The 25,328-nt window shown below is 64.2% G+C and carries 27 protein-coding genes; 1 reads left to right on the top strand and 26 read right to left on the bottom strand.

All coding sequences use genetic code 11. The features are described from left to right. Positions 1–22: 22 nt before the first annotated feature. From F7D01_RS14420 to F7D01_RS14400, 5 genes are all read right to left on the bottom strand, one after another. Positions 23–1,402 (bottom strand): sensor histidine kinase KdpD, encoded by a 1,380-nt coding sequence (locus tag F7D01_RS14420; protein ID WP_215228130.1) that lies wholly within the window; start codon positions 1,400–1,402, stop codon positions 23–25. Next, entirely contained in the window at positions 1,399–2,286 is an 888-nt protein-coding gene (locus tag F7D01_RS14415) for a hypothetical protein (protein WP_215228129.1), read from the bottom strand. The genes F7D01_RS14420 and F7D01_RS14415 overlap by 4 nt, the downstream gene beginning before the upstream one ends. 44 nt (positions 2,287–2,330) lie before the next feature. Continuing rightward, positions 2,331–2,837: a hypothetical protein gene (locus F7D01_RS14410; protein WP_215228128.1), complete on the bottom strand. Its 507-nt coding sequence runs from the start codon at positions 2,835–2,837 to the stop codon at positions 2,331–2,333. After that, a complete protein-coding gene (locus F7D01_RS14405) occupies positions 2,813–3,520 on the bottom strand; it encodes a hypothetical protein (protein WP_215228127.1) in 708 nt (235 codons plus the stop codon). Before F7D01_RS14405 ends, F7D01_RS14410 begins: the two co-directional genes overlap by 25 nt. Before the next feature lie 67 nt (positions 3,521–3,587). Beyond that, a complete protein-coding gene (locus tag F7D01_RS14400) occupies positions 3,588–3,890 on the bottom strand; it encodes an Hpt domain-containing protein (protein WP_215228126.1) in 303 nt (100 codons plus the stop codon). Between the two features lie 69 nt (positions 3,891–3,959). Between F7D01_RS14400 and F7D01_RS14395 the strand changes: the two genes are divergently transcribed. Beyond that, the gene (locus F7D01_RS14395; protein WP_215228125.1) at positions 3,960–6,194 is read left to right on the top strand and encodes a hypothetical protein; all 2,235 of its coding nucleotides are present in this window, start codon (positions 3,960–3,962) and stop codon (positions 6,192–6,194) included. Positions 6,195–6,203: 9 nt separating this feature from the next. On the opposite strand, the gene F7D01_RS14390 is transcribed toward F7D01_RS14395, so the two are convergent. From F7D01_RS14390 to ndhC, 21 genes are all read right to left on the bottom strand, one after another. Further along, positions 6,204–6,488: a DUF1467 family protein gene (locus tag F7D01_RS14390; RefSeq protein ID WP_215228124.1), complete on the bottom strand. Its 285-nt coding sequence runs from the start codon at positions 6,486–6,488 to the stop codon at positions 6,204–6,206. A 4-nt stretch (positions 6,489–6,492) separates the two neighbouring features. Continuing rightward, positions 6,493–8,142 carry a ribonuclease J gene (locus F7D01_RS14385; RefSeq protein ID WP_251566932.1) on the bottom strand — a complete coding sequence of 550 codons (1,650 nt, stop codon included), beginning with the start codon at positions 8,140–8,142 and terminating at the stop codon, positions 6,493–6,495. Then, complete coding sequence (locus F7D01_RS14380; RefSeq protein ID WP_215228123.1) at positions 8,139–8,915, bottom strand: type III pantothenate kinase; 777 nt, start codon at positions 8,913–8,915, stop codon at positions 8,139–8,141. The genes F7D01_RS14385 and F7D01_RS14380 overlap by 4 nt, the downstream gene beginning before the upstream one ends. Before the next feature lie 15 nt (positions 8,916–8,930). Continuing rightward, positions 8,931–9,641, bottom strand: coding sequence for a biotin--[acetyl-CoA-carboxylase] ligase (locus tag F7D01_RS14375; RefSeq protein WP_215228122.1), 711 nt, complete (start codon positions 9,639–9,641; stop codon positions 8,931–8,933). Positions 9,642–9,668: 27 nt separating this feature from the next. Continuing rightward, on the bottom strand, positions 9,669–11,132 hold the full coding sequence (gene nuoN, locus F7D01_RS14370) for an NADH-quinone oxidoreductase subunit NuoN (protein ID WP_215228121.1): 1,464 nt from the start codon (positions 11,130–11,132) through the stop codon (positions 9,669–9,671). After that, positions 11,132–12,703 carry an NADH-quinone oxidoreductase subunit M gene (locus F7D01_RS14365; protein ID WP_215228120.1) on the bottom strand — a complete coding sequence of 524 codons (1,572 nt, stop codon included), beginning with the start codon at positions 12,701–12,703 and terminating at the stop codon, positions 11,132–11,134. Before F7D01_RS14365 ends, nuoN begins: the two co-directional genes overlap by 1 nt. After that, positions 12,703–14,754, bottom strand: coding sequence for an NADH-quinone oxidoreductase subunit L (gene nuoL, locus F7D01_RS14360; RefSeq protein ID WP_215228119.1), 2,052 nt, complete (start codon positions 14,752–14,754; stop codon positions 12,703–12,705). The genes F7D01_RS14365 and nuoL overlap by 1 nt, the downstream gene beginning before the upstream one ends. A 6-nt stretch (positions 14,755–14,760) precedes the next feature. Beyond that, a complete protein-coding gene (gene nuoK, locus F7D01_RS14355) occupies positions 14,761–15,066 on the bottom strand; it encodes an NADH-quinone oxidoreductase subunit NuoK (RefSeq protein ID WP_215228118.1) in 306 nt (101 codons plus the stop codon). 46 nt (positions 15,067–15,112) lie between these two features. Continuing rightward, positions 15,113–15,742 carry an NADH-quinone oxidoreductase subunit J gene (locus F7D01_RS14350; protein WP_215228117.1) on the bottom strand — a complete coding sequence of 210 codons (630 nt, stop codon included), beginning with the start codon at positions 15,740–15,742 and terminating at the stop codon, positions 15,113–15,115. 27 nt (positions 15,743–15,769) lie between these two features. Next, complete coding sequence (gene nuoI, locus F7D01_RS14345; RefSeq protein ID WP_215228116.1) at positions 15,770–16,255, bottom strand: NADH-quinone oxidoreductase subunit NuoI; 486 nt, start codon at positions 16,253–16,255, stop codon at positions 15,770–15,772. After that, a complete protein-coding gene (nuoH, locus tag F7D01_RS14340) occupies positions 16,252–17,304 on the bottom strand; it encodes an NADH-quinone oxidoreductase subunit NuoH (RefSeq protein ID WP_215228115.1) in 1,053 nt (350 codons plus the stop codon). Before nuoH ends, nuoI begins: the two co-directional genes overlap by 4 nt. Next, a complete protein-coding gene (gene nuoG, locus F7D01_RS14335; RefSeq protein WP_215228114.1) occupies positions 17,301–19,304 on the bottom strand; it encodes an NADH-quinone oxidoreductase subunit NuoG in 2,004 nt (667 codons plus the stop codon). The genes nuoH and nuoG overlap by 4 nt, the downstream gene beginning before the upstream one ends. Beyond that, positions 19,304–20,587, bottom strand: a complete 1,284-nt coding sequence (nuoF, locus tag F7D01_RS14330; RefSeq protein ID WP_215228113.1) for an NADH-quinone oxidoreductase subunit NuoF — start codon at positions 20,585–20,587, stop codon at positions 19,304–19,306. The genes nuoG and nuoF overlap by 1 nt, the downstream gene beginning before the upstream one ends. Next, positions 20,587–20,730, bottom strand: coding sequence for a hypothetical protein (locus tag F7D01_RS14325; RefSeq protein WP_215228112.1), 144 nt, complete (start codon positions 20,728–20,730; stop codon positions 20,587–20,589). Before F7D01_RS14325 ends, nuoF begins: the two co-directional genes overlap by 1 nt. Further along, the gene (locus F7D01_RS14320) at positions 20,730–20,888 is read right to left on the bottom strand and encodes a hypothetical protein (protein ID WP_215229853.1); all 159 of its coding nucleotides are present in this window, start codon (positions 20,886–20,888) and stop codon (positions 20,730–20,732) included. The genes F7D01_RS14325 and F7D01_RS14320 overlap by 1 nt, the downstream gene beginning before the upstream one ends. Continuing rightward, positions 20,888–21,556 (bottom strand): NADH-quinone oxidoreductase subunit NuoE, encoded by a 669-nt coding sequence (nuoE, locus tag F7D01_RS14315; protein ID WP_215228111.1) that lies wholly within the window; start codon positions 21,554–21,556, stop codon positions 20,888–20,890. The genes F7D01_RS14320 and nuoE overlap by 1 nt, the downstream gene beginning before the upstream one ends. After that, the gene (locus F7D01_RS14310; RefSeq protein WP_215228110.1) at positions 21,556–22,770 is read right to left on the bottom strand and encodes an NADH-quinone oxidoreductase subunit D; all 1,215 of its coding nucleotides are present in this window, start codon (positions 22,768–22,770) and stop codon (positions 21,556–21,558) included. Before F7D01_RS14310 ends, nuoE begins: the two co-directional genes overlap by 1 nt. Continuing rightward, positions 22,767–23,327: a hypothetical protein gene (locus F7D01_RS14305; RefSeq protein ID WP_215228109.1), complete on the bottom strand. Its 561-nt coding sequence runs from the start codon at positions 23,325–23,327 to the stop codon at positions 22,767–22,769. Before F7D01_RS14305 ends, F7D01_RS14310 begins: the two co-directional genes overlap by 4 nt. Next, positions 23,324–24,175: an NADH-quinone oxidoreductase subunit C gene (locus F7D01_RS14300; RefSeq protein WP_215228108.1), complete on the bottom strand. Its 852-nt coding sequence runs from the start codon at positions 24,173–24,175 to the stop codon at positions 23,324–23,326. The genes F7D01_RS14305 and F7D01_RS14300 overlap by 4 nt, the downstream gene beginning before the upstream one ends. Positions 24,176–24,383: 208 nt before the next feature. After that, positions 24,384–24,935 (bottom strand): NADH-quinone oxidoreductase subunit B family protein, encoded by a 552-nt coding sequence (locus F7D01_RS14295; RefSeq protein ID WP_215228107.1) that lies wholly within the window; start codon positions 24,933–24,935, stop codon positions 24,384–24,386. 1 nt (position 24,936) lies between these two features. Continuing rightward, complete coding sequence (gene ndhC / locus F7D01_RS14290) at positions 24,937–25,311, bottom strand: NADH-quinone oxidoreductase subunit A (RefSeq protein ID WP_215228106.1); 375 nt, start codon at positions 25,309–25,311, stop codon at positions 24,937–24,939. Positions 25,312–25,328: the final 17 nt, after the last annotated feature.

Genomic DNA, 25,328 nt, shown 5'->3' with positions numbered 1-25,328 from the left:
CACTTGCCGCCGCCCCTGTCGGTTACTCTGGCGGGGCGGCGGTCAACGTCAGTGTGAAGATCGCGCCTTTCCCGGGCTCGCTTGCCACTTGCAGGGTACCGCCCATCGCCTGCGCAAGCTTGCGCGAGATGTACAAGCCCAGCCCTGAGCCGCCGTCTCCGCTGCGGCCAAGACGTTCGAACTTTCGGAAAACGCGCGCCTGCTGGTCGGCATCCAGACCCGGTCCGCTGTCGCGAACGGCGACGTAGGCGGTATCGCCCTTCGCACCGAGCCCGATATCGACCGTTGCCCCCTCGGGGGAGTATTTGATCGCGTTGCCGACTACGTTCAGGAGTACCTGAAGCACCCGGCGAAATTCACCGACGGCATACTGGCTCTTCTCGGCTGGCGGCACCCGCAGAAAGATCGCCCGCTCCTGCGCACGAGCGCCTAGAATACCCGCCGCGCGGCGCACCACGTCCGATAGTTCGATACGGTCGGGCGCGGTTTCGAAATCTGCGGATTCGACCACCTCCAGATCCGCGAGATCGTCGACCAGCGAAAGCAGGTGCTGTCCCGCCGCCGCTATATCCGTCGCATAATCGGCGTACTCGTCGCGTAGCGGCCCCGCCAGACGGGACCGGATGGTCTCCGCATTGGCGATGATGCGGGAAATCGGCTGTCGGAGCACCGGCGCAAGGTCGCGCGCTATCGCCCGCTCGTCGATCGATCGCCTGTCCATTCGCCGTTCCTGCCGCTCTACCCATGCCCGATCGGCAACCAGCAGGAGTTCGAAGCCGTCCGATCCCGCGATCGGCGCGCCCAGCGGGAGCAGGCGCACCGTCCAGCTGCGCGGACTGTCTTCGATCCGCGCGGTCGTCCGGTCCAGCAACCGCCAATGAAGCGGCTGAACCTGGGGACTGCCGGGCAGTTCCACGAAGTCCGTCCAGACGCGCCCCGGACCCTCTCGCATGCGCTCAACCACGGGGGAGAGGTCGGGCGCGTCGGTTTGTACCCAGAGAATTTTCTGTTCGCTGTCGAGCCGCGCACGGAATTCCGCCAACGCCTCGTCGACGAGATCCCTGCGATTGGACGAGGCACCGGCGTCGCGGATATCCTCCCCTCTCTTCTGCCAGCTCGAGACGGTCACGGCGCATCCCGGCTCGTCATCGTCGCGCGGACCGATCTCCACCCAGGCTACTATTTCCTCTTCGCCATCGAAGATGCGGATATGGCGGGCCGACCGCAGCTTCATTTCGCGCGCCTTGGCGATCGCTTCGCGCAATTCGGGCAGAGCGATCGCACCGGGCAATTCCCCGCCGCATCGCCTTTGCAGGCTGGCGAGCGGCTCTTCGGCGCAGACCAGGCGATCGTCGCCATCGGTCACCGCTGCGGCCGCGACGAAAGAGGGAGGCCCCGTCATCGGTGGTCGACACCCGCGATAATCGTCTTTGCTTCCTCGGGTTCGACATCTTCCAGCGCTGCGGGAAGCGATGCGTAGGGCGCAAGGAGCGCGCATTGGCAGCCGATATCGGCAATATCCATGCCGCTCGCCCGCATGGCCAGCGCAAGGCGGGTGAAGCTGGGCGACCCCAAGGCCAAGGAGATCGAGGTTCGGTCCAATCCGCTCCCATCGGCGAGCCTGGTGAGGAACAGGGCCAGTCCGCTTCGGCGGCAATCCATGGCAGGACGGTCGAAAGCAGGTCCGGAGGTCGCGAGGCGGGACAACAGCGTCAGTCGCGTCTCGCCCTCTTCATAGCCTGCGCGTAGCGGGCCTGCGGCATCGCAAACGTCCAACCTGGATACGAGGCGATCGAACATCTCGGCGGGCAGTTCCGGCAGCGGCAGCCTCATCGCTATCATGTCGCCTAGGTAGCGCGCCTGCGCGCCGATCGCCGAACTTGCCAGACGGGACGGCGTTGGAGAATTGCCGCTGCTCAGCGCCCGCAGTTCCGGTGGTGCCACCCTGTCCAGCCCGGCATCGCGACTCAGCCGTGCGGTGGCCCGAAATTCCATCGCCAGTGCATGAAGGAAGGCAACCAGTTCGGTATCGAAGGCGAGTTCGCCCCGGATTTGCGCGGCAAACTCCTGCCGATCTTCGGTCCGCAGCGCATTTGCCAATTGATCGGCCAGCGATGCCACCATCCCCTCGACCCGGGCGACGATATCCTGGCCCAGCAGCTGATCGCCCCCGGCGATCAGGCGTGGGAGCGCCTGCGCCGCCCATTCCGACGCACGCCTTTCCTCACGCAGTGCATCGCGCAGCGCCTCCTGCTGATTGCTAGCCAAAGAGTTGGAATCGTCCATGGGCGCGTAGCTTTCGAACATGCAAAGGCCATACCGCCGTGTGGTTAATCTCGTGTTATATACGACGTAACGCCGAGCGCCCTTGCGAGTGCGACGAACGCAACCAAGCTGGCAACGCTCGCCCCTATCAACCAGCGATCGAACAAGCCCGGCAACACCACTATCAGCCAGAGCCATTCCCGATCATGGAAAAATCGAAGCTGTCCAAGATTGGAAAAGGCTGCAAGATTCCACACCAGGACCGGAACGAGAGCGAGAAAGGCGGCGATGGCCATCCGCGAGTCCTGGATAAATCCTGCGCCCAGTGCCAGCGTCGCGACTATATTCGGCAGCACTTCCAGTACGACAAGGGGATTCCGGCGCTTACCCGCCAGACTGGCAGGATCGCCGGCGCGGCGTAGCAGGATCGCCAATCTCGACAGGAATAGAGCCGCCACGGCCGATACGATCGCAGCGACCGGATGGAGTGTGACCAGCGCCGCCACGGAGGCGAGACCCGCCGCGATCGCGCCAGCGAATGCGGGCTTCAGCGTTCCGGCGCTGCCGGCCAATCGCCGGCCGCGGGGATCAGCGCCCTGCGCTGCAACGGGGACGCCGCCCCGTCCGCCATGATTTCGTTGAGCAGCGCCCCGTCTGGCGCCGGGGTTTCCGGCGTGATCCAGCGACCATCGGCGATCAGCTCTACGGGAACGTCTCTCTCGGCTATGCCGCCGGCGCGCGCGATACGCAGCAGCGCGGAACCCGGCTCGTAGCCTTCGCCAGCCTCTGACAGACGTTCCACCATGGCTCCGTTTGCGACCAGAACTCCGCCCCAGCGATGATTGCCGTCCAGCCTTTCGAGCGCCCTGCCCCGACCGGCCTCGGTTTTGCCGCGACCGCCGGGTATGCGCCACAGGAGGGGTCCGCTCCCCAGCAGGTTGGCAGCCGCTGCCCCCACCGGCAATACGCCCTCGCCTAGGACGATAAGCTCGTCCTGGCGGGACAAGCGCCCCAGCAGGCCGTGCACGTGGTGGATCAGGCGAAAGGACGCTCCGCCCCGCTCCACCATCTTTTGCACGGAAAGCACGCCTTCCTCGGAAGGATCGCCATCCGGAGCGAACAGTATGACCGCCTCGCAACCCCAAGCGAGCGCGAGACCGGCCTGCCATTCGGTAAAGTCATGTCCCAAAAGGCGCGAAGGATCACTTTCCGATCCGAAACGCCTTTCGGGCAAAGAGAGCAGAGCGGCACGCACGCGAAATTGATTCCCCCATCGATCCTCCGCACACAGATAGAGGAGCGGCTGAGGCAAACCAAGGCGGTTACCGGGTGCCGAGAGCTTCCAGGAAAGCTTCCAGCCTCGTGACGATGACCGGATCGCCGGGCGCGGCGCTGCCGGCCTCCGCCGCGAGGTCCATCAATTCGTCCGCGCAAAAGCTGGCTGCCAGGCTGCGGATACGCTGGGCACTCGTCACCCAGTTGGCATCGCAACGCGACCGCCGCAGCAAATCGATGTGATGTTCGAGGCTGTCGCGAAACGCCTGCCGCAACTCTGCCCTCAGCACGGGATCATCACCGGCCGCCGCCGCCAGCGTGGCAGAAAAGGCACCGTCTTCGAAGGCCATGGCCGACGTTAGGACCGATACCGTTAATTCCCGGTTTCATCGCGGCGCTTTCCTGATAGCGTTCCGAGAATGAACAGGGGGCAGGTCATGGCGGCGACGGAAGCCAGTGCATTCGATGGCGAACTCGAACCGGAGGCCGAGTCGGCGACCACAACCCGTGATCCCGAACAATGGTATTCGGATGTAGAGGACGAGGGCGAACTCCCTCGCCCCCACGGATGGTTGGCACCTGCCGTGGCATCGACCGCGATTCTGGCTTGGACCGCCTTTTTTCTCTGGTCGCATTATCCCGCGATGCGCGACGGCGCCGCGCCAGCAGCATGGAGCGACTGGATCGTATCCTGGGCGGTTCCGTGCGTGCTGGTAATCAGCGTCTGGCTCCTGGTGATGCGCAACAGCCGGCGGGAGGCGTCGCGCTTCGCCGACGTCGCCCATGCGCTGTCTCGCGAATCCGAGATGCTCGAAGCGCGCCTCTCGACGGTGAACCGCGAGTTGAGCCTCGCGCGTGAATTCCTCTCGGCCCAGTCGCGCGACCTCGAATCGCTTGGCCGCGTGGCGGGAGAGAACCTGTCCCGCCATGCCGAGCGGCTGCAGGAGCTGATCGTGGACAACGGCGAGCAGGTGGACCGCCTGGCCGGCGTAAGTGCCAAATCGGTCGAGAACATGGAACATCTGCGCAGCGACCTGCCCGTAGTCGCCAGTGCAGCCCGCGATGTCGCCAATCAGATCGGACAGGCGGGCGATGGGGCGGATCGCCAACTGGAACGGTTGGTTTCCGGGTTCGCGAAGCTGGAGGGTCAGGGCGCCAATAGCGAGAGGCGGGTCGCTGCCTTGCAGGATCGGATCGATGCCGCCCTCGCCGCTTTCGAGACCCAGATCGACAATCTCGAAGGAAGAGTGGCGGCGCATTTCGCGGCCCTGCGACAGCGTTCCGAAGAGCAGGGCCGCGTGTTGCAGGAGGGGGCTTCCGCTTTCGAAGAGGATCTCGGTGCCCGTGAAAACCGCCTTGCCGAGGCGCATCGCGAAATGCTGCACGAGGTCGAAACCCGCACCACCGCCCTGGATGGCGATCTCACCCGCTTCCGCGAACTGCTGACCGAGACCAGCGCGCGAATGACTCGAGACGGCGAATCGGCCTCTCGATGGATGGCCGATCTAGCAGAGCAATTGCAGAACGCCCGCGAGAGCGGCGAATCCGCCAGCAGTGCCTTGGCCGAACATGGTCGGACCCTTTTGCGCACGCTTGGCGATAGCAACGAGCGGGTCGGCGAAACGCGGGAAGTCGTCGCGGGCCTGACCGACGAATGTGTGCGGCTGCTCGAACTGATCCAGGCAGCAGGGGAGCATAGCCGGGAGGCACTCCCGCAACCGATTGCCGATGCAGAGAACCGCCTCAAGCGCCTCCACGAGCTCGGTGGCGAAATCGAGAAGCTGCTCACGGCGAACGTTTCGCACGCCGGGGAGCTGGCCGACCATATGGAGAGCGCGCACAAGGACGGCGAGACGATGCTGGGCCATGCCGATGGTGTGGCACAGCGCATCGATTCGCTTCGATCCGACATCGCCGCCTTGGGTGCTGATAGCCGAGAGACGGTGGATGCGGTTGACGATCGTCTTTCACAGGTCGTGGCAGGGCTTGAAGAGAAGCTCAGCCCCGCCATTGCCGCCGCCGGGGAGCGTGGTCACGAACGCATCGTGCAGCTGGCCGAGCGGTTGTCGCGCGAGAGCGGGGACACGCTTCGCAACTCGCTTGAAAGGGATGCGCGCTCCGCGATCGATGCGCTGGCAGACGCGTCGCACTCGGCCGGCTCGCAGGCCCGCGACGCGGCGGACGCGCTTATGGAACAGCTGGCCGAGGTCGAGCGGCTTACCGCCAACCTCGAGGCCCGTGTCGAACAGGCGCGCGCCCGCGCGCAGGATCAGGTCGATGCAGATTTCGGGCGCCGCGCCGCCATGATCGCGGAAAGCCTCAATTCCAACGCCATCGATATTGCGCGATCGCTATCGGCCGACGTCTCGGACACAGCCTGGACGCGCTATCTTCGCGGCGATCGTGGGGTGTTCACCCGGCGGGCGGTCACGCTGCTGGAGCCGGTGGAGGCACGGGAAATCGCCGAACTCTACGATTCCGACGGCGAGTTTCGCGATCACGTCGCGCGTTTCATCCACGATTTCGAGGCGATGCTGCGCACCATGCTCTCGGTGCGGGACGGCAACGCATTGGCCGTAACCCTGCTCGGGTCGGATATGGGCAAGCTCTACGTCGCTCTGGCGCAAGCTATCGAGCGTTTGCGCGACGCGTGAACCTCTGCGTCAGCGATCCCGGAATTGCTCGGGAATCGGAATGAAATTGATATCGTCCAGGCTGATCCAGCCGTGGTTCCAGTTGAGAACCCACAGCGCAGTCAGAACGGCGGCGATGATGCTCGCCCGGATCACCAGTCGCCAGGGGCGGAAATTGGCCGGTGCGCTGTCGGCTTGCCCGCGTATCTTGTCGTGGCCCAGTTCGTCATGCGTGCGCACGCCGAAGGGTAGCAGGAAGAACGCGCAAAAGACCCAGATGATCAGGTAGATCGCGACGATGGAGAACGGTGCCAAGGTGTCAGGCCCCGATCTCGAATACACGAACCTGAGGCCGCTTGCCCGACCAGCGACCGGCCGCACGGCGGGCGGCAAGGCGGGCTGCCTCGCACTGCTGCGCCGAATCACCACGCTCGCGCCGCCCCAGCTTGGCGATGGCGGAGGCAATATCGCGCTCGGCCTCTTCCACGAATGCAGCTTGATCCTCGTCCAGCGGCAGGCCGAAGCTCTCCACTCGCGCCGAGCCATCGGCTTTGAGAAGCACGATCACGATGCCGTCGCGCGACAGGCGGCGCCGCATGACGATGCTATCCCCATCCGCCGGTACGATGATATCGCCATCTAGGACCAGACGGCCCGTTTCGACCTGCGCGATGCGGCCCGGCTTACCGGGAGCGAGCCGCACGATATCGCCGTTCGACTGCGCCACGGCGGACGGGATGCCATGCTCTAGACCGAGCCGCGCCTGTTCCTGCATATGCCGGACTTCGCCGTGAACCGGCACGAGAACATCGGGGCGGATCCACTCGTAAAGAGCAAGCAGTTCGGGACGCCCCGGATGGCCAGACACGTGGATCATGCTCTGCCGGTCGGTCACCATGACGATGCCGCGTTCCGCCAGGCGGTTCTGCACCCGACCGATGCTGATTTCGTTCCCGGGGATCTGCCGGCTGGAAAACAGGACGACGTCGCCACGGGTGAGCTCCAGTGGATGGTTCTCTTCCGCGATGCGCGATAGCGCCGCGCGCGGCTCCCCCTGTCCGCCGGTCGCCATGATCAGCACCTCACCCCGCGGCAGGCCCATGGCGGTATTCCAGTCCACGACGTCGGGAAAATCGTCGAGATAGCCATTGTCCCGCGCCACTTCGATAATCCGGTCGAGCGAGCGCCCGGCGATGCACAGCTGCCGACCAGTGGCCTTCGCCACTTCCCCCAGCGTATGCAGGCGTGCCACGTTGGATGCGAAGGTGGTCACCAGCACCCGCCTGCCCGACCAGCGCTTCACCTCGTCCAGGATACCGCGATAGACCGCGCCTTCGGATCCGCTCGGCTCGGGATTGAAGACGTTGGTGCTGTCGCACACCAGCGCCAGCACGCCCTCGTCTCCGATCGTACGCAGTTCCTCCTCCGTGGTCGGAGCGCCGATGATCGGATCCTCGTCCAGCTTCCAGTCGCCGGTGTGGAAAATGCGCCCATGCGGCGTGTCGATCAGCAGGGCGTTGCCTTCCGCGATCGAATGGGCAAGCGGAATGTAGGTGACGGTAAACGGGCCCAGGGCGATTTCGCCGTGGTCCTCCTCGATCACGTTCAGTTCGACATCGCCGGCGATACCGGCCTCCTCCAGCTTGCGCCGGATCAGGTCGGCGGTGAAGGGCGTCGCGTATAGCGGCACGCCCAGGTCGGCGGCGAAATACGGCAGGGCACCGATGTGATCCTCGTGCGCGTGGGTCAGCACGATGCCGAGCAGATCGTCGACCCGCTCCTCGATGAAATCGAGATCGGCGAAGACCAGCTCGGTCCCGGGATATTCGTTGGCGCCGAAGGTCATGCCCAGATCGACCATCAGCCATTTGCCCTGACTGCCGTAGAGATTGACGTTCATGCCGATCTCTCCCGACCCGCCCAGGGCCAGGAACAGCAATTCGTCTTCGGGCGTGTAATTTTTCTTCAAGCGGCGCTCCGTTCGGCCAGGATGGCGAGGCCTTCGAGGGTAAGGTCGGCTTCGACGGCGTCGAAGATAGTGGTGTGGCGATCAAACAGGATGGCGAGGCCGCCGGTCGCGATAACCTTCGCCGGACGGCCGATTTCGCTGCGCATGCGGGCGATCAGCCCTTCCATCATCGCAACGTAGCCCCAGAACACCCCGATCAGCATCTGGTCCTCCGTGTTGCGGCCGATGACACTGTCGCTCTCCGGCGAGGCGATGGCGATCCGTGGCAGTTTCGCGGTGTTGTTCACCAGCGCATCGAGCGAGAGATTGATCCCAGGCGCGATGATACCGCCCTTGTACGCCCCGTTGTAATCCACCGCGTCGAAGGTGGTCGCGGTGCCGAAATCGATCACGATCAGGTCGCCGTCATGTCTGGCATGGGCCGCGATTGCGTTGAGCGCGCGATCGGCACCTAGCGAGCGCGGCTCCTCCACATCGACGGCGATGCCCCAGTCGGCTGAACCCTGACCTGCGACAATGGGATCGATGCCGAAATACTTATCTGCCAGCACGGACAGGTTGTGGACCGCTCGCGGGACGACCGACGCGAAGATGATCCGGTCGATATCGCTCTTCGACCAGCCCTCGATCGCCAGCAGTTGCAACAGCCACACCGCATACTCGTCGCCCGTGCGACGCGGATCGGTGGCGATGCGCCAGCGCGCCAGGATTTCGCGCCCCTTGAACAGGGCGAAGACGACATTGGTGTTGCCGACGTCTATGGCGAGCAGCATATCCGTTCAGTTCCTTCAGGCGAGGATCACGTCGCCCGCGTGAATGGCACGTTCTCGCCCGTCATCCAAACGCATCATCAGCGTGCCGTCGCTATCGAGTCCGGCGAACTGCCCCGTCAGCCTGTCGCCGGACGGATCGTGTACCGTAATTCTCTGGCCGATCGGAGTGCCCACTGCCAACCAGCGCCGAATTTGCGGATCGAGCCCGTAATTGCGCCAGCGCCCGAGCTCCTGCGCGAACGCCTCCGCCAGGGTGGCGGCAAACGCATCCCTGTCGGGTGCCGGTCCGAATGCGGACAAGGCGACCGTCTCCCTATCGGGAAGAGCGGGAGCAGCGGCCAGGTTCACCCCGATCCCCACAACGATCACGTCGCCCGTCCGCTCGAGAAGAATTCCCGCAAGCTTGGCGCCGCCCAGCAACACGTCGTTCGGCCATTTCAGGGTGGTGGGAATATGCGGCGGACATAGCGGTGCCACCGCCTCGTGCAAAGCGAGCCCCGCCATCAGCGAGAGCGAGTGCGCGGCCGGGTCGGTGGGGAGCAGGCGCACCACGGTGGAACCCATGAAGTTACCACGGCTGTCGAACCATTCGCGGCCCTGCCGCCCCCTGCCCGCCTTCTGACGGTCGGCCAGGAGCCAATCGCCTTCCCGGACCATTTCGCCTGCGGCGACCCGCGCCAGCAGATCGGCATTGGTCGAGCCGGTTTCGGCTACGACCTCAAGCAAGGAGGGCGTCGCTCGGCAGCATTCTCGTCACGCCGCAGGGAAGATGGCCGCCGCCGCACCATCCGCCAGACGCCCCAGCAGAACGGTGAGGAAATAGCCGAACGGCGAAATCAACAGCGTCGCGAGGATCAGCACGACCCATTCCGATACCAGCGCCTTCTCCTTAACGCGGTCGACCGGCTCATCGAAGAACATGACCTTCACGAATTTCAGGTAGTAGAACGCGCCGATCACGCTCGCCGCGATGCCGATTGCCGCCAGCGCGACCAGATCGGCCTCGACCGCTGCCTGGAATACCACGAACTTCGCCCAGAAGCCGAACAGCGGCGGAATGCCCGCAAGGCTGAACATGACCAGCAGCAGGCACCAGGCCACGGCTGGCTTCGTCGTCGAAAGCCCCGCGATGTCGTCGAACGTCTCCAGTTGCCTGCCATCTGCGTCGCGCAGCATGAGGAGGGCCACGAAGCTGCCCAGCGACATCGCGACATAGATCACGAGATAAACGAACATCGCGCTCATGCCCGCAACCGTCGCTGCCGCAAGGCCGATCAGGATGAAGCCGACATTGTTGATCGAAGAATAAGCGAGCAGGCGCTTGAGGTTGTTCTGCCCGATCGCGCCCAGCGCGCCGACCACGATCGACGCCAGCGCGGCGAAGATCACGATCTGCCGCCATGCATCGACCTGGCTGCCGAACGCCTCCAGCGCCACACGGGCGGTCAGGGCGATGGCGGCCACTTTCGGCGCGGTGGCGAAGAAGGTGGTGACGGGCGTGGGCGCGCCTTCGTAAACGTCGGGCGTCCACATGTGGAACGGCACCGCGCTGATCTTGAACGCCAGGCCCGCCAGCACGAAGATCAGGCCGAACAGCGCGCCGGTCGACAGGCCTGTCGCCTGTGCCGCACGGATCCCTTCGAAGGTGGTGGTGCCGGTGAAGCCGTAGGTCAGGCTCATGCCGTAGAGCAGAATGCCCGAGGCGAGAGCGCCCAGCACGAAGTATTTCAGCCCGGCTTCGGCCGAGCGGCTGTCGGCGCGCAGGATACTGGCGAGCACATAGGCCGACAGGCTGTTGAGCTCGAGCCCAATATAGAGCGTCAGCAGATCGCCCGCCGATACCATGATGCCCATGCCGAGCGTCGCGAACAGGATCAGGATCGGGTACTCCGCGCGCATCGTATCGACACGTGCGAAGAAACGCGGCGCGATCATCAGGCAGGCGATCCCCGACAGGTAGATCAGCAGCTTCGCGAACCCGGCGAAGGCATCGGCGCGGAACTGGCCGCCGAAAGCGATTGTGTCCGGCCCGGCGGCACCGGTCCACACCGTTGGAAAGACGATAACGAAGGTCGCGCCCAGCGCGGTTGCCGCCAGTATGCTGACGAGGCGGCTCGCGCCGTCACCCGCCCATGCCGCGACGAGCAGCAACGCCAGGCCCGAAAGGCTCAGCAGCAGTTCCGGCGCGATCAGCGACAGGGAAGAACCGAAATCCATCAGTGCGCCCCCTCGCCCGCAGCTTCACCGGCCGCTTCGCCTTCGCCATGCGCGGCGACGTAATTCGCATTGTGCGGTTTCGGAGGTCCCGATGCCAGTTCCGCATCGCCGGCCGGAGTCGTACGGGCAAGCCGCGCCTCGATCGCGGCAATGTCGTTCCGCATGGGCGCGATGAAGCTTTCGGGATAGATGCCCATCCACAGCACCGCCGCCGTAATCGGCGCCAGCATCACCCATTCACGCACATTCATGTCCTTCATTGCCGCCGCATCGGCGTTGACCTGTTCGCCGAACACCACGCGGCGGTAGAGATAGAGCATATAGGCCGCGCCCAGAATGATGCCGGTCGTCAGCACCAGCGTGGTCGTGCTCGACATTTCGTAAACGCCCGCGAGGCTGACGAATTCCGCCACGAAGCCGCTGGTGCCGGGCAGGCCGATGCTCGCCATGGTGAAGAACAGGAAGAACGCGGCATAGCGCGGCATGTTGATCGCGAGGCCGCCATAGCGCGAAATCTCACGCGTATGCAGCCGGTCGTAGATCACGCCGACGCACAGGAACAGCGCGCCCGAAACCAGACCGTGGCTGAGCATCATGATCATGCCGCCTTCCAGCCCCTGCACGTTGAACGCGAACAGGCCCGCGGTGACGATCGCCATGTGCGCGACCGAGGAGTAGGCGATCAGCTTCTTCATGTCGGGCTGAACCAGCGCAACGAGGCTGGCATAGACCACCGCGACCATCGACAGCGCGAAGATCAGCCACATGAACTGCGCGCTCGCGTCCGGGAACATGGGCAGGCTGAACCGGATGAAGCCGTAGCCGCCCATCTTCAGCAGCACGCCTGCCAGGATGACCGAACCAGCTGTCGGCGCCTGCACGTGCGCGGCGGGCAGCCAGGTGTGGACCGGGAACATCGGCATCTTCACCGCGAAGCTGGCAAAGAATGCCAGCCACAGCCAGGTCTGCGCCCCGGCCGGGAAGTCGTACTGCATCAGCGTGGGAATGTCGGTCGTCCCCGCGACATTCGCCATCCACAGCATCGCGACCAGCATCAGCACCGATCCCAGCAGCGTGTAGAGGAAGAACTTGAAGCTGGCGTAGATGCGGTCGGTTCCGCCCCAGATACCGATGATCAGGTACATCGGGATCAGGCCGGCTTCGAAGAAGATGTAGAACAGGAACAGATCCTGCGCCGCGAACACGCCGATCATCAGCAGTTCCATGACCAGGAAAGCGGCCATGTATTCGCCGACCCGCTTTTGAATGCCGTCCCAACTCGCGAGGATGCAGATCGGCATCAGGAATGCGCTCAGCACGATCAGCAGCAGTGCAATCCCGTCGATGCCCAGCGCGTAGGAGAAGCCCGCGAACAGATCGTGCCGCTCCTGAAACTGCCACTGCGCGCCGCCGATATCGAAATTCGCCCACAGCGCGATAGCGAGCAGCAGATCGAGCGTCGTCGCGGCAAGAGCGACCCAACGCGCCGCACCCGCAGAAACGAAGAAACAGATGATCGCCCCGACCAGCGGGACCAGCAGCATCAACGAGAGAATGGGAAACCCTTCCATTAGCGCAGCGCCCACGTCACCGCGGCAATGACGCCGAGCAGCATCACTAGCGCGTAGCTATAGAGGTAACCGGACTGGATTCTCTTCGCGTAGACCGAGCCACGCTGAACCACCCAGGCGGCACCGTCGGGGCCGAAGCGATCGATCGTGCCGATATCGACCCAGTTCCACAGCTTGCGACCGATCCAGAACGCGGGGCGCACGAAGATCGCGTTGTAGAGCTCGTCGAAGTACCACTTGTTGAGCAGGAAGCGATAAACCGGGCCGAGCTGGTCCGCCGCACGCTCCGGCAACGAGGTGTTGCGGATGTAGCCGGTCCACGCAGCCAGCAGGCCGATCAGCATTGCGATCGTCGCCGACCATTTGATCAGCGGCGGCACGTTGTGTGCGGCATGGATCAGGGCTTCGTTGTAGAAGATCGACCCTGCCCAGAAGCCTTCTCCCTCCACGAAGGGATGCGTGAACACGAAGCCGGCGAATACCGCGCCGATGCTCAGCACGATCAGCGGGATCAGCATGACCCACGGGCTCTCGTGCGGAGAGTACCCTGCCGTGCCGTCGCGCTCCTCAGGTTCGGGAACGTGGTGCTTGGGAGAGTCCCCGGCATCTTCCTGGATCGGCGGATTGCCGTGTTCCGGCTCGTCGTGTCCGTGGTGGACGGCATGCTGGATATGCTCGCTGTCCGCCCAGCGCGGCTTGCCCCAGAAGGTCAGGAACATCAGCCGCCAGCTATAGAAGCTGGTCAGCAGCGCGGCGACCGCGCCCGCCCAGAAGGCGAAGTTGGACACGCCGGTGCCGCGCGCGAAGGCGACCTCCAAAATCGCGTCCTTCGAATAGAAGCCCGCGAAGCCGAACACGCCCGCGATACCTACCCCGGTGATGGCCAGCGTACCGGCCATCATCGCCCAGAACGTGATCGGGATACGCTTACGCAGCGCGCCATAATAGCGCATGTCCTGCTCGTGGTGCATCGAATGGATGACCGAGCCCGCGCCCAGGAACAGCAGCGCCTTGAAGAAGGCGTGCGTGAACAGGTGGAACATCGCCACCCCATAGGCACCTACCCCGGCGGCGAAGAACATGTAACCGAGCTGCGAACACGTCGAATAGGCGATCACCCGCTTGATGTCCCATTGCGTCGTGCCGATGGTCGCCGCGAACAGGCAGGTCGCGCCGCCGATGAAGGTGACGAAGGCGAGCGCGGTCGGCGCGGTCTCGAACATGGGCGACAGGCGGCAGACCATGAAGACGCCTGCGGTCACCATCGTTGCGGCGTGGATCAGCGCGGAGACCGGCGTCGGGCCCTCCATCGCATCGGGCAACCAGGTGTGCAGGCCGAGCTGCGCCGACTTGCCCATCGCGCCGATGAACAGGAGGATGCAGAGGATGTCCATCGTCTGCAGCCGCATCCCGGCAAAGGTGATGCTGCTCCCGCTCATACCCGGTGCGGCGGCGAGGATCTCGGGGATCGAAGTGGTCCCGAACACCAGGAAGGTGCCGAAGATACCGAGCATGAAACCGAGGTCGCCCACGCGGTTAACCACGAAGGCCTTGATCGCGGCGGCGCTGGCGCTGGGCTTCCGGAACCAGAAGCCGATCAGCAGATAGGATGCGAGGCCGACCCCTTCCCATCCGAAGAACATCTGGACGAGGTTGTTGGCCGTCACCAGCATCAGCATCGCGAAGGTGAACAGGCTGAGATAGGCGAAGAAGCGCGGCTGGTCCGGGTCCTCCTCCATGTAGCCCCAGCTATAGAGGTGAACGAGCGCCGAAACGCTGGTCACCACCACCAGCATCACCGCCGTCAGCGTGTCGACGCGCAGGGCCCAATCGAACGACAGGTCGCCGGACTGAACCCACGACAGCACCGGCGCGACATGCGCGGTCATCGATCCGCCGAGGAAGCCTAAAAAGATCGGCCAGCTGAGGCCGCACGCCACGAACAGCGCGACGGTCGTCACCAGCTTGGCGAAGGCCGCGGGCAGAGCCTTGTTGGCCAGCCCGGCAGCGATCGCTGCCAGCAATGGCAGGAAGACGATGATCTCGATCACGGGCCCCTACCCCTTCATCTCGTTGACATCGTCGACCGCGATGGTGCCCCGGTCGCGGAAGAAGATGACGAGGATCGCCAGACCGATCGCCGCCTCGCCAGCGGCGACGGTCAGCACAAACATCGCGAACACCTGTCCGGTCAGATCGCCGAGGAAGCTGGAGAACGCAACGAGGTTGATGTTCACCGCCAGCAGGATCAGCTCGATCGCCATCAGGATGACGATTACGTTCTTGCGATTGAGGAAAATCCCCAGCACGCCGAGCACGAACAGGATCGCGCCGACGACGACATAATGTTCGATGCCGATCATGCGCGGAGTGCTCCTGTATGGCGTTCGCCCTGAGCCTGTCGAAGGGTCACAGCTCGACTCCCTTGCCCACTTCGGGGTTCTTCATTTCGGTCGCGTCCTGCGGGCGGCGCGAGACCTGGCGACCGATATTCTGGTGCGTCTCGCGGCGGCCGTGGCGCGCCCGCTCGCGGTGGGTCAGCACGATCGCGCCGATCATTGCGACAAGCAGGATGATTCCCGCGCTTTCGAACAGGAACAGGTACTTGCCGTAAAGCAGCGCGCCCATGGACTGGATATTGCTCGCACCGGCGATCGGCGCGGCTGTGCCGTCCGGCGTGCCCAGTTCCAGCGAGCCGGCCCGGTACGCGCCGATGCCCAGCACCAGCTCGGCAAGCAGGACCAGCGCGATCGCGATCCCGATCGGGAAATTCTTCACGAACCCGGCACGCAGCTCGGCGAAATCGATGTCGAGCATCATCACGACGAACAGGAACAGCACCGCGACCGCGCCGACATAGACGATCACCAGCAGCATCGCGATGAATTCGGCACCGAGCAAAATCATCAGGCCCGCCGCGTTGAAGAAGGCGAGGATGAGCCAGAGCACCGAATGCACGGGATTGCGGCTCATGATGGTGAGCACGCCGCTGGCAACGACCAGCACCGCAAACAGGTAAAAGGCGAGAACGTGAATCATGGGGCCCCGGTTCGGTCTGCGGCGCGGTTAACGATACGGCGCGTCGGCTTCAAGGTTCGCGGCGATCGCCCGCTCCCACTTGTCCCCGTTCGCCAGCAGTTTCGCCTTGTCGTAGAGGAGTTCCTCGCGCGTCTCGGTCGAATATTCGAAGTTCGGGCCTTCCACGATCGCATCGACCGGGCACGCCTCCTGACAGAAGCCGCAATAGATGCACTTCGTCATGTCGATGTCGTAGCGCGTGGTGCGGCGGCTGCCGTCGTCGCGCGGCTCGCTCTCGATCGTGATCGCCTGCGCCGGGCAGATCGCCTCGCACAGCTTGCATGCGATGCAGCGCTCCTCGCCATTGGGATAGCGACGCAACGCATGCTCGCCGCGAAAGCGCGGGCTCAGCGGGTTCTTCTCGTAGGGGTAGTTGATCGTCGCCTTGGGCTTGAAGAAATACTTCAGCGTGAGGGCATGCGCCTTCACGAACTCCCACAGGGTAAACGATTTTATGAGCTGGGCAGCAGTCATGCCGCGCCTCCATAACGGGTGAGCATCAGCCATCCACTGACGACGACGACGAAGAACAGGCTCAGCGGCAGGAACACCTTCCACCCCAGGCGCATCAGCTGGTCGTAGCGATAGCGCGGAACGGTCGCCTTTACCCAGCTGAACACGAAGAAGAAGAACAGGATCTTCGCGAACAGCCAGATCCAGCCCGGGATCCAGTAGAGCGGCGCCCAATCGAACGGGGGGAGATAGCCGCCGAAGAACAACACCGCGTTGAGCGTACACATCAGCAGCACGTTGGCGTACTCGCCCAGCCAGTAGAGCGCGAAGCTCATCGAGCTGTATTCGGTCTGGTACCCGGCGACGAGCTCGCTTTCCGCCTCGGTCAGGTCGAACGGCGCGCGCGCGGTTTCCGCCAGGCTGGAGATGAGGAACATCACCCAGACCGGAAACAGCAGGATGTTGAAGAAGAACCCGTTGACGAAGCCGAGGCCATAGCCGCGCTGCGCCTCCACGATGCCGAGCATGCTGCTGGTATTGGCGTAGAGGATCACGCAGATCAGGATGAAGCCGATCGAGACCTCGTAGCTGATCATCTGCGCCGCGGCGCGCATCGCGGAAAAGAACGGATATTTCGAGTTCGACGCCCAGCCCGCGATGACGACGCCGTAAACGCCCAGCGAACTGATCGCGAGCACGTACAGCAGGCCGACATTGATGTTCGCCAGCACCGCACCCGAATTGAACGGGATCACCGCCCACGCGGCCAGAGCAACGGTGAAGGTGATGATGGGTGCGAGCAGGAACAGGCCCTTGTTCGCCGCACTCGGGATGATGGTTTCCTGCAGGAACACCTTCAACCCGTCGGCGAAGCTTTGCAGCAGGCCGAACGGCCCGACCACGTTGGGTCCCCGGCGCAGCGCCATCGCCGCCCAGATTTTGCGATCGAAATAGATCACTATCGCCACTGCCAGCATCACCGGCAGCGCGATCAGCAGGATGCCCGCGATGGTCGCGACGAACCACGCCCATTCGTAGCTCATGCCCCAGCCCTGGAAGAACTCGGTCATTCCGCGGCCTCCAGCACTTCATCGCCATGGAGCAGTTCGGCCGAGCATTGCTGCATCACCGCGCTTGCCCGGGCGATCGGATTGGTCAGGTAAAAGTCGGCGATCGGGTAGGTGATCCGGCCCTTCGCCTTGGTCGCCTTCGCTTTCGGGAGTTTGCCGAGGTCGGCTAGGCCTTCCTCGCCCAAAGCTCGTACTTCGCGGATCATTGCGGCCTGCAATTCGGCGAAGCTGTCGAACCCGACAGAGACCTCCAGCGCGTCGGCCAGAGCGCGCAGGATCGTCCAGTCTTCCCGCGCGTCACCGGGTGCGAACACCGCTTTTTCCGCGAATTGCACGCGCCCTTCCAGGTTGACGTAGGTCCCGTCCTTCTCGGCGTAGGACGCGGCGGGGAGGATGATGTCCGCCGCATGCGCGCCCTTGTCGCCGTGGTGACCGATATAGACCTTCAGGCTGTTGGCGAAGGGCGTATAATCCATCTCGTCCGCACCGAGCGAAAGCAGGACCTTGGGTGCTGCCTTGGCAATATCCGCAATACCGCCCTTCTGCGCGTAGCCGAGCATCAGCCCGCCCATCCGCGCGGCGGAGGTATGCAGGACGTTGAACCCGTTCCAGTCCTCGCGAACGAGGTTCCACTCCGCGACGAAGCCCAGCGCTGCCTGCAGCGCTCCCGCTGCAAGCCCGCCTGCCCCGACGATCACGGCCGGACGCTCCGCCTTGGCAAAAGCTTCGCCGACATGCGCGGGCAGATCGTGGAGCATGGCGGCATCGTCGCCGAGGAATTCCGCGTCGTAGGTCGTGTCCCAATGCGGACCGACCACGAACACCTTGGCCCCATGCTTGACCGCGCGGCGCAGCCGGACGTTCAACAGCGCCGCTTCCCAGCGCACATGGCTGCCCACGATCAGCACGGCCTCGGCGGTTTCGATACCCTGCAAGGTAGAATTGAAATTGACGGCCGCGAGATTGTCCGTCGGGTAGTCCATTCCGGTCTGGCGACCTTCCAGCAGATCCGACCCCAATGCGCCGAGCAGCTTCTTTGCCGCAAACATCGTTTCGCAATCGAGCATGTCGCCAGCGACCGCCGCGATGCTGTTGCCCGGCTTCGCCTTGGCGATCGCTTTGAACGCCTCGTCCCAACCGGCGGGCTGCAGCTTGCCGCCCTTTCGAATCCAGACCTGGTCGAGCCGACGCCGGGTCAGGCCGTCGACCATGTAGCGGCCCTTGTCCGACAGCCACTCTTCGTTGACCTCGTCGTTCACGCGCGGAAGCGCGCGCATGACCTCGCGCCCGCGGCTGTCGAGGCGGATGTTCGCCCCGACCGCGTCAGACACATCGATGCTGAGGGTCTTCTTGAGCTCCCACGGCCGCGCCTCGAACGCATAGGGCCGCGAAGTCAGCGCCCCGACCGGGCACAGATCGATCACGTTGGCCGAGAGTTCGTGCTTGGCCGCCTGCTCCAGATAGGTCGTGATCTGCATATCCTCGCCGCGATAGAGCGCGCCGATCTCGTCCACGCCCGCGATCTCTTCCGAGAAGCGCACGCAGCGGGTGCAATGGATGCAGCGGGTCATGATCGTCTTGATCAGCGGGCCCATATATTTCTCGGTCACCGCACGCTTGTTCTCGTGATAGCGCGAGCCGCCGCGGCCATACATCAGGCTCTGGTCCTGCAGGTCGCACTCGCCGCCCTGGTCGCAGATCGGGCAGTCGAGCGGGTGGTTGATGAGTAGGAATTCCATCACGCCTTCGCGCGCGGTCTTCACCATCTCGGTATCGGTGCGGATTTCCTGGCCGTCGGTCGCGGGCAGCGCGCAGCTCGCCTGCGGCTTGGGCGGCCCGGGCTTCACCTCGACCAGGCACATGCGGCAATTGCCCGCGATGCTCAGCCGCTCATGATAGCAGAAACGGGGGATTTCCTTGCCCGCCATCTCGCAGGCCTGCAGCACGGTCGCGCCGTCCGGAACCTCGATTTCCTGTCCGTCTACGGTAACTTTAGGCATTATTCGGCCGCCTCCGGCAAGTTCTCTTCGATCCGCCGCTCGAGCTCGGGGCGGAAGTGGCGGATCAGCCCCTGGATCGGCCAGGCCGCCGCGTCGCCCAGCGCGCAAATGGTGTGGCCTTCGACCTGTTTCGTGACCTGCTGCAGCATGTCGATCTCGTCGATCGCGGCGTCGCCGGTGCGCAGGCGCTCCATCACGCGCCACATCCAGCCCGTACCCTCGCGGCAGGGGGTGCACTGGCCGCAGCTCTCGTGCTTGTAGAAATAGCTGATGCGGCTGATCGCACGCACGATATCGGTGGACTTGTCCATCACGATCACCGCCGCGGTGCCAAGGCCGCTACCCAGATCCTTCAGCCCGTCGAAATCCATCGGCGCGTCCATGATCTGCTCTGCCGGGACGAGCGGGACGGAAGAGCCGCCCGGGATCACCGCCAGCAGGTTGTCCCACCCGCCGGTGATACCACCCGCGTGGCGTTCGATCAGTTCGCGGAAGGGAATGCTCATCGCTTCCTCGACCACGCAGGGCCGCTCGACATGACCGCTGATCTGGAACAGTTTGGTGCCCGAGTTCTTTTCGCGCCCGAAGCTGTCGAACCAGGCACCGCCACGGCGCATGATGGTCGGCGCGACCGCGATCGATTCGACGTTGTTGACCGTCGTGGGGCAGCCGTAGAGGCCTGCGCCCGCCGGGAACGGCGGTTTGAGCCGCGGCTGGCCCTTCTTGCCCTCCAGGCTCTCGATCATCGCGGTCTCTTCGCCGCAGATGTAGGCGCCCGCCCCGCGGTGCAGGAAGACGTCGTAATCATAGCCCGATCCGCAGGCATCCTTGCCGATCAGCCCGGCGTCGTAGGCCTGGTCGATCGCGGCCTGCAGCACTTCCGCCTCGCGAATATATTCGCCGCGAATGTAGATATAGGCCGCGCGCGCGCGCATCGCGAAGCCCGCGACCAGCGCGCCTTCGATCAGCTTGTGCGGGTCGTGGCGGATGATCTCGCGGTCCTTGCACGAACCGGGCTCGGATTCGTCGGCATTGATGACGAGGAAGCTGGGGCGACCGTCCTTCGATTCCTTGGGCATGAAGGACCACTTCATACCGGTCGGGAAGCCCGCACCGCCGCGCCCGCGCAGGCCCGATGCCTTGATCTCGTCGATGATCGCGTCCTGGCCACGCGCGAGGATAGCCTTGGTGTCGTCCCAATCGCCCCGCTTGCGCGCAGCATCGAGGCCCCAATCCTGGAAGCCGTAAAGATTGGTGAAGATGCGATCCTTATCGGCCAGCATCAGGCGAAACCTCCGAACACGAAAACGGCCGCGACCACCAAGATCGCGAGCAGAGCGAGCGTCTTCACGACGCCGCTGAAAACCTTCCACGCGATGACCACCAGGATCAGCGCGACGGTGAGCGTCATGACCGAGGCGGGCATCAGTTACTACCTCCGGTCTTCCTGGAGCGGAAGATACCGAGCCCGCCGAACACGACCCCTAGGATCAGCCATACGATCCAGTTATCGCCGCGCAGCAGATTAATGGCCGCCAAGACGAGAAAAACAACGCCGATCACGGGAAAGCCAGCCTTCGCCATCACCATTCACCCCGGTAATCGTAATTTTCCTCGACCATTTCCTTTAGCGTGGTCGGCCCACCGACCGGCTCGCTGGTGTGGCGGCCCGGCTCCTGCGTGCCAGTCTTGGGCTGCTCGCCCGCCGCCAGGGCGTCGAGAATGGCGTCGAGCCGCTCGGGCGTCAGGTCCTCGTAATTGTCGTCGTTGATCTGGGCCATCGGCGCGGTGGCGCAATTGCCCATGCACTCGACCTCGGTCAGCGTCCACAACCCGTCTTCCGAGATATGGCCCTTCACCATCCCGCGCTTGCGGCAGGTTTCGAACAGGGCATCGGAGCCGCGCAACATGCACGGCGTCGTGCCGCAGACCTGCACGTGGTACTTACCGACCGGCGTCATGTTGTACATGAAGTAGAACGTCGCGACCTCGAGCACGCGGATCACCGGCATGTCGAGATAGGCGGCGACGTACTCGATCACCGGCAGCGGCAGCCACCCTTGCGTATTCGTCTCCTCGCCGACCTGCCGCTGAGCAAGATCGAGCAGCGGCATCACCGCCGACCGCTGCCGCCCCTCTGGATAGCGCGCGATCGCGGTGTCGGCCTTCGCCTTGTACGCATCGGTGAACGCGAACGAGCCCCAGCGTGCGCGCAGTTCGGGCGTGTCGGGTGCGGGTGTGCGGTCAGCCATTATCGATCACACTCCCCGAACACCACGTCGATCGCGCCGAGGATGGCGGTCGCGTCGGGCAGCATGTGGCCCTCGCACATGAAGTCCATCGCCTGGAGGTGGCTAAAAGCGGTCGGGCGGATCTTGCAGCGATAGGGTTTGTTCGACCCGTCGCTGACGAGATAGACGCCGAACTCGCCCTTGGGGCTTTCGGTCGCGACGTAGACTTCGCCCGCGGGCACGTGGAAGCCCTCGGTGTAGAGCTTGAAGTGGTGAATGAGCGCTTCCATCGACTGCTTCATCTGCCCGCGCTTGGGCGGAACCACCTTGCCGTCGTCGGCCGCGATCGGCCCCTCGGGCATTTCGGCGAGGCACTGCTTGATGATCTTCGCGCTTTCGTAAACTTCCTTCACGCGCACCATGAAGCGGTCGTAGCAATCCGAATTGGTGCCGACGGGGATGTCGAACTCCATCCGATCGTAAACGTCGTAGGGCTGGCTTTTGCGCAGATCCCACGGAATGCCGGCTGCGCGGATCAGCGGACCGGAGAAGCCCCAAGCCAGCGCATCCGCCTTGCTCACCAGCGCGATATCGACATTGCGCTGCTTGAAGATGCGGTTGTCCATGACGAGGCTCATCGCGTCGCCGAACAGTTCGGGCAGGCGATTGTCGACCCAGTCGCCGATATCGGTCAGCAGCTTCAGCGGCACGTCCTGATGCACGCCGCCGGGGCGGAACCAGGCGCTGTGCATACGCGCGCCGCTCGCCCGCTCGAAAAAGTTCATGCAGTCTTCGCGGAGCTCGAACACCCACAGGTTGGGCGTCATCGCGCCGACATCCATCACGTGGCTGCCGATGTTGAGCATGTGATTGGAAATGCGCGTCAGCTCGGCGAACAGCACGCGCAGATATTGCGCGCGGATCGGCACTTCGAGATTGAGCAGCTTCTCGATCGCGAGGACGTAGCTGTGCTCCATGCACAGCGGGCTGCAATAGTCGAGCCGGTCGAAATACGGCAGCGCCTGCAGATAGGTCTTGTGCTCGATCAGCTTCTCGGTGCCGCGGTGGAGCAGCCCGACATGCGGATCGACGCGCTCGATGATCTCGCCGTCCAGCTCCATCACCATGCGCAGCACGCCGTGCGCCGCGGGATGCTGGGGCCCGAAATTGATCGTGTAGTTGCCGATCTCCTCCCCCTCGGTGGTGGGGGATCGTTCCTGTACCAGTCCGCTCATACGCCGCACGTCCATGTTCCATCGGCATAGCGACGCTCGTTCGCCATGTCCTTGCGCACTATCAGGTCGGCCGGCCACTGGCTGGATTCGACCCCGACCGATTTGCCGTCGCCAGCGCCGCGCTCGACCGTCACGGTATATTCGCCATCGGTCATCGTCGGCCCCGCGTCGATCGCGGGTGGGCCGCCCGGGGTGGTCCCTGTCATCAGCCTATCGACGCCGCCGACCTTGATCACGCCCTTGCCACGCGCGTCCGTATCGTCGGGCGCACCCGCGATCAGCAGCACCGCATCGTCCTTCTCGAACGTGCAGCCACCCAGGTTCGGACCGAGATCGACATCGACGGTTTTCCCGATCGGCTGCAACACGGCGACCGCCGGCTCCGATCCCGAAACCTTGGGTTCCACGCCGGGCACGACATTCGTGTCCTGCCCTGCCTCGGTCTGCGCCGGCTCGCCACCGGGCAGCTTACGGTCCGCGGTCGAATCGCCGCAAGCGACGAGGCCAGCCATCGCCAGACCGGCGAACAACAGGGGTGCGCGAGAAGCCAGGGTCATTGGTCGTCTTTCTTCGGTTGGGTCGCCTGCTTCGTTTCCTGCGTCTTGCCCTTGCGCTTGGGCCGGTCTTCCCGGCTCTGCGTCGGCTCGGGAGCTTCCTCTTCGGTCGTGCCCCCGTTCTTCGCCGCAGGCGGATCGTCGCCGACCGGTTCCTTCGCTTCCGCATCGGCCTTCGGCCCTGCGCCGGTCTCGCCCGGCTTGTCGGTGGTGGAAGGTTCGTCGACCGGAGGTGTCTGCGCCTTCTCATCACCCGGCAACACGTAGTCGGCGCCTTCCCACGGGCTCATGAAATCGAATTGCCGCAGATCCTGCGCCAGCTCGACCGGCTCGTACACCACCCGCTGCTCCTCCTCGGAATACCGCAGCTCGATATAGCCGGTCAGCGGGAAGTCCTTGCGGAAAGGATGCCCTTCGAACCCGTAATCGGTCAGAATGCGACGAAGGTCGGTATTGCCTTCGAACAGCACACCGTACAGGTCGAACACCTCGCGTTCCAGCCAGCCCGCATTCGGCCACAGCGTGGTGACCGTGGGAACCGGGGTGCGTTCGCCCGCGCGAACCTTCACCATGACGCGATGGTTCTTCGTCACCGAAAGCAGCATGTAGACGACTTCGAACCGCTCGGCCCGGCTGGGGTAGTCGACCCCGGCGATCTCCATCAATTGCTGGTATTCGTGCTCGTCGCGAAGAAGCCGCAGCGCGTCCTCGATCCGGTCGCGGGCGACATGCAGCAGGATCTCGCCATGCTCTTCGCGCGCTTCGACGAGCATATCGCCGAGCGCACCGGAAAGCGCATCGCGCACGCCTTCGTTCGAGGCGATCTTGGGGGCGGAATGAACCACGGTCATCCGATATCTCTCGCTACCAGCCACTTCAGCGCGAACAGAGCCAATCCCCCAGCGACGGTCACGACGAGCAAGGCCAGCGCCGCCTCGGCCACGGCCGGTGCCGACCGCATGAAAAACTCCCTCGTACCCGGACGAGCGAGTGCGTTGAGAACCGAAACCAGAGCTACCGCAAAAACGGCTATCCGCCCGGCGAGAGTCACGCGCGCGCTCATCGTTCGATTGTCCCGACGCGGCGGATCTTCCGCTGGAGCTGCATCACGCCGTACAGAAGCGCTTCGGCCGTCGGAGGACATCCGGGAACGTAGATATCGACCGGCACGATCCGGTCGCAGCCGCGCACGACCGAATAGCTGTAATGGTAATACCCACCGCCATTGGCGCAGCTGCCCATGCTGATGACGTATTTCGGATCCGACATCTGGTCGTAAACCTTGCGCAGCGCCGGGGCCATCTTGTTGCACAGGGTACCCGCCACGATCATCACGTCGGACTGGCGCGGGGATGCGCGCGGGGCGACGCCGAACCGCTCCATATCGTAACGCGGCATGTTGACGTGGATCATCTCGACCGCGCAGCAGGCGAGGCCGAAGGTCATCCACCAGAGCGAGCCGGTGCGCGCCCAGTTGAACAGGTCCTCGGTGCTGGTGACGAGGAAGCCCTTGTCGTTCACCTCGGTCTGCAGCGCGTGGAAATAGTCCTGGTCCGGATGGCGGACCTCGCCCGGCTGGGCGGCGGGGGGAAGCGTGGTTTGGTCGGTCATGTCATTCCCAGTCGAGCGCGCCCTTCTTCCACGCATAGGCGAGGCCGATGGCGAGTTCGAACAGGAACACCATCATCGTCAGCCAGCCGGGCCATCCGGTCAGGTCCAGGCTGACCGCCCATGGGAAGAGGAACGCGGCCTCGAGATCGAACACGAGGAAGAGGATCGCGATGAGATAGAAGCGCACGTCGAACTGACTGCGTGGTTCCTCGAACGCAGGGAAGCCGCACTCGTATTCCGAAAGCTTGGCGGCGGTGGGATTGTGCGCGCCGGTCAGGCGCGACACGCCCATTGGCAGGAACACGAACAGCGCCGAGATACCGAGCGCGATGCCGAGGAACAGCAGGATCGGAAGATATTGAGAGAGATCGACCAAGGACCGGACTCGCGCAA

The organism is Erythrobacter sp. 3-20A1M, assembly GCF_018636735.1.
Taxonomy (GTDB): Bacteria; Pseudomonadota; Alphaproteobacteria; order Sphingomonadales; family Sphingomonadaceae; genus Alteriqipengyuania.
The sequence above is the reverse complement of the archived record's forward strand: the minus strand, read 5'-3'. Positions and strand labels throughout refer to the sequence as shown.